Source organism: Haematobacter missouriensis (genome assembly GCF_000740775.1).
Classification (GTDB): domain Bacteria; phylum Pseudomonadota; class Alphaproteobacteria; order Rhodobacterales; family Rhodobacteraceae; genus Haematobacter; species Haematobacter missouriensis.
Genome location: NZ_JFGS01000107.1, coordinates 1 through 640 on the forward strand (window position 1 = coordinate 1; position 640 = coordinate 640).

The 640-nt window shown below is 58.8% G+C and carries 1 protein-coding gene; it reads left to right on the forward strand.

What is annotated here, in order from left to right:
• Positions 1-100 precede the first annotated feature (100 nt).
• On the forward strand, positions 101-514 hold the full coding sequence (locus tag CG51_RS18850) for a hypothetical protein (protein ID WP_035747687.1): 414 nt from the start codon (positions 101-103) through the stop codon (positions 512-514).
• Positions 515-640: the final 126 nt, after the last annotated feature.

Below are 640 nucleotides of genomic sequence, written 5' to 3' on the forward strand. Positions count from 1 at the left end.
CCTGCTCCGAAATCCCGAGACCACCTCTGGGCGGCGGTGGCGGCAAGGATGCGGGGGGCGTGAAGGTGCTGGACGGTCAGAGGGGCGCAATCTATGGGTGATGAGCGAGTTTCTTCATGCCGTGAGGGTTGATATGCGCCTTTTCTCCGTCCCCGCTCTTCGTTTCGCCGCCGTTCTGTCATTCGGCCTTCTGGCGGGTTGTGTCGAGGATGGCGAAGCCGTGACACGCGCAAGTTTTGAGGCGAGGGGCCTGGACTGGCCGCTGACGGTTGATGCCGGGCAGCTGGGATGCAAGGGGCGCAACGGCTTTGGGGCCGTCTGGTTCAAGACGAAAGATGGGAAGGCTTACGCTGTTAATGGCATCGCGCAGAAGGACTTTGCGAAGCTGGAACCGATCTGGGCGGTTGATGAGGATAGCTTGCGGATTATCAAGTTGGCCGGGGGGAAGGTTGATTACCTGCCTCGGGTTTCGTCGGGCGATCTGATTTCTGAGGGTCTGAAGCTCTGTAGGTGATGCGCCTTCTTACTGCGTGCATGGTGCAATGCCCTTAATTTTTCTGGCGGCATGAGCGCAAACTAGTCATCAGGATTCCAAGGATACACGGGGCAATAGAGGTGGTCTCGGGATTTCGGAGCAGGG